The 6049-nt window shown below is 71.4% G+C and carries 4 protein-coding genes; 3 read left to right on the top strand and 1 reads right to left on the bottom strand.

Annotated elements, in window-relative coordinates:
- Window positions 1-628 precede the first annotated feature (628 nt).
- The 3 genes from AWZ10_RS40810 (at window position 629) to AWZ10_RS40800 (ending at window position 4970) form a co-directional block, all read left to right on the top strand.
- A complete protein-coding gene (locus AWZ10_RS40810; protein ID WP_037698853.1) occupies window positions 629-1636 on the top strand; it encodes an SCO0930 family lipoprotein in 1008 nt (335 codons plus the stop codon).
- 380 nt (window positions 1637-2016) lie between these two features.
- Window positions 2017-2829: an SAM-dependent methyltransferase gene (locus AWZ10_RS40805; RefSeq protein ID WP_046707160.1), complete on the top strand. Its 813-nt coding sequence runs from the start codon at window positions 2017-2019 to the stop codon at window positions 2827-2829.
- Window positions 2826-4970, top strand: a complete 2145-nt coding sequence (locus AWZ10_RS40800) for a putative bifunctional diguanylate cyclase/phosphodiesterase (RefSeq protein ID WP_046707159.1) — start codon at window positions 2826-2828, stop codon at window positions 4968-4970. Before AWZ10_RS40805 ends, AWZ10_RS40800 begins: the two co-directional genes overlap by 4 nt.
- A gap of 149 nt (window positions 4971-5119) precedes the next feature.
- On the opposite strand, the gene AWZ10_RS40795 is transcribed toward AWZ10_RS40800, so the two are convergent.
- Window positions 5120-6004 (bottom strand): LysR family transcriptional regulator, encoded by an 885-nt coding sequence (locus AWZ10_RS40795; protein ID WP_037698859.1) that lies wholly within the window; start codon window positions 6002-6004, stop codon window positions 5120-5122.
- Window positions 6005-6049: the final 45 nt, after the last annotated feature.

Below are 6049 nucleotides of genomic sequence, written 5' to 3'. Positions count from 1 at the left end.
GGGGGGGGGGGGGGGGGGGGGGGGGGGGGGGGGGGGGGGGGGGGGGGGGGGGGGGGGGGGGGGGGGGGGGGGGGGGGGGGCCGGGGGGGGGGGTCGGCTCGGGTGGGCACGACGGGGTGGGTGTGGGTGTGGGCGTGGGGGTCGGCGACGGGGGCGTCGGGGGCTCCGGCTCGCAGGAGCCGTAGCCCCCGATCGCCACGGCGACCGCTCCTGCGCTGTCCGGGCCGACGGTGGCGTACGCGCAGGCGTCGGCGACCGCCGTGCCGCTCGGTGCTCCGGTGAGGAGCCAGGTCAGTGCGAGCAGGGCCGACAGCCGTAGGGCGAGAGCGGATCGGGTCCGCTGGGGTCCTTGCACGTCGGAGATCATCCGTGCTCGCGCGCCCGCGTACGCGGGAGCACGGACCGAATGCTCCGAAAGAGGGAAGAACGGGCCCCGAAGGTTTGACTGCGGTCGCATGATGCTGACCCCTCGTTCGATACCTCCGCAGGCCGGCGGCGCGACCGAAACACAGGCTCCGGAAAGAAAATCGTGCAGCGTTGAACACATCAGCCACTCCCGCCCGTACTTAGGACCAGCAAGCGGCGCAGTAGGGCGCTGCAACACCCACCGGATATACGGGGAGTTGGAATGAAGACCTCCTGGCGGAGCGCCTCACTCGTGGCGACAGCTGCGGCTGTACTGGTGCTGACGACGGCGTGCGGTCAGGAACAGGGGTCGACGTCCTCGCAGAACGTGGGCGCCGCTTCCACCCCGACGCTCGGTGCCGGCACCATCGCGGGCACCGGGACCGGCACGGCCGGCGTCGGCGCGGCCGGCTCCGACACGTCGGACCAGGCCCAGTCCACCACGGCGGCCTCCGCGGGCCAGTTGACCGTGTGGAACAGCGACGAGTACGGCAAGGTCCTCACGGACAGCGCCGGACGCACCCTGTACCGCTTCGACAAGGACTCTTTCGAGCCGCCGAAGACGACCTGTGAGGGCGAGTGCGCCACCACCTGGCCGCCGGTGCCCGCCTCGGGCGCCACCGCGGCCGAGGGTGTCGACAAGGCCCTGCTCGGCGAGGTCAGCCGTCCCGACGGCACCAAGCAGCTGACGGTCAGCGGCTGGCCCATGTACTACTTCGCCAAGGACACCAAGGCCGGTGACATCAAGGGCCAGGGCCTCAAGGGCAGCTGGTTCGCCTCGGCCCCCAACGGCAAGAAGGCCTCCACCAAGGGCGGTTCCGGTGGCGGCACGGGCGGCACGGGCGGTACCGGTGGCGAGGCCGTGGAGCAGGCCGGCCTGACCACCCGCAACGACGCCAAGCTCGGCGAGATCGTCGTCGACAAGAACGGCATGACGGTCTACCGGTTCCTCAAGGACACCCAGTGGCCGATGTCGACCAAGTGCACCGGCGCCTGCCTCGACAAGTGGCCCGTCGTCGCCCCGGTCGACAAGAACGACACCAAGGGCATCCTGCTGAAGGGCTACACGGTCTTCGACCGTCCTGACGGATTCAAGCAGCAGACCATCAACTGCATCCCGCTCTACACCTTCGCCAACGACAAGTCTCCCGGCGACACCAACGGCCAGGGTGTCGGGGGCACCTGGTTCGCCATCAACGGCGACGGTGAGCCGATCGGCGCGCAGAAGTAAGAATCACCTTCCCCAGGGTGGGTCGCCTCGCCACTCACAACACCGCACGCGGAAGGGAGTGGACGAGAAGAGGAGTGCCGGACGCACCACACCAGCGCGGCCGATCCAGGTCCGCCCCCTCCGCACCGCACGGAGGGGGCGGACCGCTTGGTATGCCCGGACACGCGAACAACGGTGTCCGGGCACAAGTGTTGCCGGGGCGGCGGTAACGTCCGGGGCCGAACAGGCATGGTCGGGGCGGCGGTTGGGCATGTGCCATCGGCAGTGGACTTGAACGGACGGTCAATTTCCGTTTTCGCTCGCTCCTTCGGCGGGCGATCAGTAGCCTCAGCTCGAACACCGGATCGCCCACGCCACCCCCGACGCGTTGGAGAACACAGATGGAGCGTCCCGCCTGGGCGCCGCGGAGCATCGACATCTCGATGCCGTCCGTGGCGCGCATGCACGACTACTACCTGGGCGGTTCGCACAACTTCGAGGTCGACCGGGAAGCGGCCCGCAGGGCCATGGAGTTCGTGCCCGGCCTGCCCAAGATCATGCAGGCGAACCGGGCGTTCATGCGCCGCGCCGTGCGCTACGCCGCCGGCTCGGGCATCACCCAGTTCCTGGACGTCGGATCCGGGATCCCCACCTTCGGAAACGTGCACGAAGTCGCCCAGGAGGCCAGCCCCGGCGCCCGGGTCGTCCACGTGGATCACGACCCGGTGGCCGTAGCACACAGCCAGGCGGTTCTGGAGGGGAACGACGACGCGGACGTGGTCGCGGCCGACCTCCGCAAGCCCCTCGACATCCTCACGAGCCCCCACGTCGAGCGACTGATCGACCTGAACCGGCCGGTCGCCCTGCTCCTGGTTGCCATACTGCACTTCGTGGAGGACACGGACGACCCGTACGGAGCGGTGGCCGAGCTGCGCGACGCGCTCGCGCCCGGCAGCTTACTCGTCGTCTCGCACACCTCCTACGAGGGAATTCCGCTTCCCCGGGAGCGGGCCGAGGGCGCGGTGGACGTGTACAAGGACCTGCACAATCCGCTGATCATGCGCTCTCGAGGTGAGATCGCGCGGTTCTTCGAGGGGTACGACATGGTGGAACCCGGACTGGTGCCGATGGCGAAGTGGCGGCCCGACACGGCTCCCGACGACGAGGATCCGTACGCCTTCTCGGGGTTCGCCGGCGTGGGGACCAAAGCGTGAGGGCGGAGCCGGACGGGCCGGAGGACAGACTCCGCCGGTTCGCGACGATCTGGAGCCGCGCGGTCTTCCCCGCCACCTCCACGTCGCTGACCCGGCCCGAGTTCGAGGAACAACTGCTGCCGCTGGCCCGCAGGCTGAGCGAGGCGCTGCGGGCCAGGACGTACGACGCCGAGGCGGGCAAGGCCGTCGGCGCCGCCCTCGTCGAGGCGCACTGCACCGAACCCGAGGCGCTCGGCCAGACGCTGGACTGCGTCGACGCCTATCTGGTGCTCTACTGCGGCGGCGACGGGCCCCAGGAGGATCTACGGGCCCGCGCCGCACGGCTGCAGTCCGCGATGGCCGCCGGATTCGCCGAGGCGCTGCGCCAGCGGACACTGGCCGAGCAGGAGGCGATCGCCCGCGCGGCGCTGGAGGCCCAGGGCGCGGTCGCGCTGGCGCTGCACGCGACCGAGGCCCGTTTCCGCGCGGTGTTCGAGGGCGCCGCCATAGGCATCGGCATCGCCGACCTCGAAGGCAACATCCTCCAGGTCAACGGCGCGCTACAGCGCATGTTCGGGGTCACCGAGCAGACGATGCGCGGGCGCCGCGTCCCCGAGTGGAAACACCCCGAGGACGCGCCCCAGGTGTGGCGCCTCTACGAGGAGCTGGTCCGCGGCGACCGCGAGCACTACCACACCGAAAAGGCGTTCCACCGACCGGACGGAACGGTCCTGTGGACCAACCTGACGGTGTCCCTGCTGCGGGACGCGGACGGCCGGCCCCAGTACCAGCTGGCCCTCATGGAGGACACCACCGAGCGCCGGCTGCTCAACCTCCGCCTCCGCTACGAGGCCACACATGACGCGCTCACCGGACTGCCCAACCGCACCCTGTTCTTCGAGCGCCTGGAGAAGGCCCTCGCGGCGGGCGACGGCCAGCGCTTCGGCCTCTGCTACCTCGACCTCGACGGTTTCAAGACCATCAACGACAGCCTCGGCCACGCGGCCGGGGACCGGCTGCTCGTCGAGGTCGCCGACCGGCTGCAGTCCTGCGCGACCGCGCCCGGTGAGATGGTCGCCCGGCTCGGCGGCGACGAGTTCGTGGCGCTGACCACCGGCACCGACACCGAACGCGAGGTCGACGAACTCGCCGACCGCATCATGAACGCGCTGGTCACCCCGGTCCGCATCGAAGGCCGGGAACTGCTGGTCCGCGGCAGCATCGGCATCGTCGAGGGCCCGGCGGGGGAGCGCGGCCCGGCGGAGGTGCTGCGCAGCGCCGACATCACGATGTACCGGGCCAAGTCGGCGGGCGGCAACCGCTACGAGATGGCCGACGCGGAGGCCGACGCGCGCGCGATCACCCGGCACGGGCTCACCACGGCCCTGCCCGCCGCGCTGGACCGGGGCGAGTTCTTCATCGAGTACCAGCCGCTGGTCCACCTGGGCGACGGGACCGTGCGCGGCGCCGAGGCCCTGGTCCGCTGGCTGCACCCGCAGCACGGCGTCCTCGGCCCCGACCGCTTCATCCCGCTCGCCGAGCGCACCGGCCTGATCGTGCCGCTCGGCCGCTGGGTCCTGGAGCAGTCGGTGCGCCAGGCCCGCGCATGGCAGGAACGGCACGGCGGCACGGGAGCGGGCGGCCCGCTGCGCGTCAACGTCAACCTCTCCCCGTGCCAGCTGACCCACCCCGGACTGGTCCAGGACACGGTGGACATCCTGGAGCGCGCCGGACTCGCACCGGACGCCCTCTGCCTGGAGGTCACCGAGTCCGCCCTGATCGGCGCCGACGACGACCTGCTCAAACCCCTGCGCAGGCTCTCCGAGATGGGCGTCGACATCGCCCTCGACGACTTCGGCACCGGCTACTCCAACCTCGCCAACCTCCGCCGGCTGCCGGTCCGCGTCCTGAAGCTGGACCGGTCCTTCACCCAGAGCATGCAGCAGTTCCCGGCCGACCCCGTCGACCTGAAGATCGTCGAGGGGATCGTCTCCCTCGCCCACAGCCTCGACCTCGCGGTCACCGTCGAGGGCGTCGAAACCGGAGCCCAGGCCGAACAACTGCGGATACTGGGCTGCGACACGGCCCAGGGCTGGTACTACGCCCGCCCGGGCCCGCCCGAGCGGCTGCACGAACTGGCGTTGGTGGACGCGACGGGATAGGGGTTCCCTTCACAGCCGCCGGGGACTGTCAGGGGCGCGGGGCCGTATCGATGTGCGGCTCCGCCGCGCGGGCGTGACCAGCCACAGCGCGCCCGCACCCCGAAACGGCGCTCACCACCCACGGCGCGACCGGGACCAGCAGCACACGCTCACCGCTCGACCAACATCCGCTGCAACTCCCTCGCGGCCCTCGGCGGAGCCACATCGCTGCGGTGGGCCAGGGCGATCGTGCGGTGCAGGCCGGGCCGGGCCAGCGGGGTGACCCGCAGGCCCCGGCCGGAGCGGGTGGCGACCATACGGGGGACGACGGCGACGCCGAGGCCGGCCCGGACGAAGCCCAGCACCGCGTCCATCTCACCGCCCTCCACCGCGAAGTCCGGCTCGAACCCGGCGGAGCGGCATGCGGCCACCGTGAGTTCGCGCAGGTCGTAGCCGTGGCGGAACATGACCAGACGCTCGCCCTCCAGGTCGGGGACGCGGACGGTACGGCGGCCGTTGCCGGGCCTCGGCTCGTCCGGGGAGGAGACCACGACCAGGTCCTCGCGCAGCAGCTCCACCGTGGTCAGAGCGGGGGAGGGCGTGGGCAGGGGCAGGACGACCAGGGCCAGGTCGAGGGCGCCCCGGGCCAGCTGCCGTACGAGGTCGTGCGAGCCGCCCTCCTCGATCAGCAGCCGGATGCCGGGATAGCGGTCGTGGAAGGCGCGCAGCACGTCGGGAAGCAGACCCGTGCACAGGCTCGGGGTCGCGCCGAGCCGGACCCGCCCCCGGCGCAGCTGGACCAGCTCCTGCACCTCGTGCCGGGCGGTGTCCGTGTCCGCGAGGATGCGACGGGCCAGCGGCAGCAGCGCCTCGCCGGCGTCGGTGAGGGTGATGTTGCCGCGCGCCCGCCGGAAGAGGTCCGCCCCCAACTCCCGTTCCAGCGCCTTGATCTGCTGCGAGAGCGACGGCTGCGCCACATGGACCAGCTCGGCTGCCCGGGTGAAATGCCTGGTCTCCGCCACCGCCACGAAGTACTGGAGCTGCTGGAACTGCATCCCGCCACGATACGGGACGATAGTTTCCAGCTATCGAATCGAGCT

The organism is Streptomyces europaeiscabiei, from assembly GCF_001550375.1.
In the GTDB taxonomy this organism is placed as follows: domain Bacteria; phylum Actinomycetota; class Actinomycetes; order Streptomycetales; family Streptomycetaceae; genus Streptomyces; species Streptomyces europaeiscabiei.
This window is presented reverse-complemented; position numbering and strand designations above follow the sequence as displayed.

Bases quoted from the DNA above. Each gene is read 5' to 3' on its own strand.
- AWZ10_RS40810 (WP_037698853.1), top strand. From the start codon at position 629: ATGAAGACCTCCTGGCGGAGCGCCTCACTCGTGGCGACAGCTGCGGCT.
- AWZ10_RS40805 (WP_046707160.1), top strand. From the start codon at position 2,017: ATGGAGCGTCCCGCCTGGGCGCCGCGGAGCATCGACATCTCGATGCCG.
- AWZ10_RS40795 (WP_037698859.1), bottom strand. From the start codon at position 6,004: ATGCAGTTCCAGCAGCTCCAGTACTTCGTGGCGGTGGCGGAGACCAGG.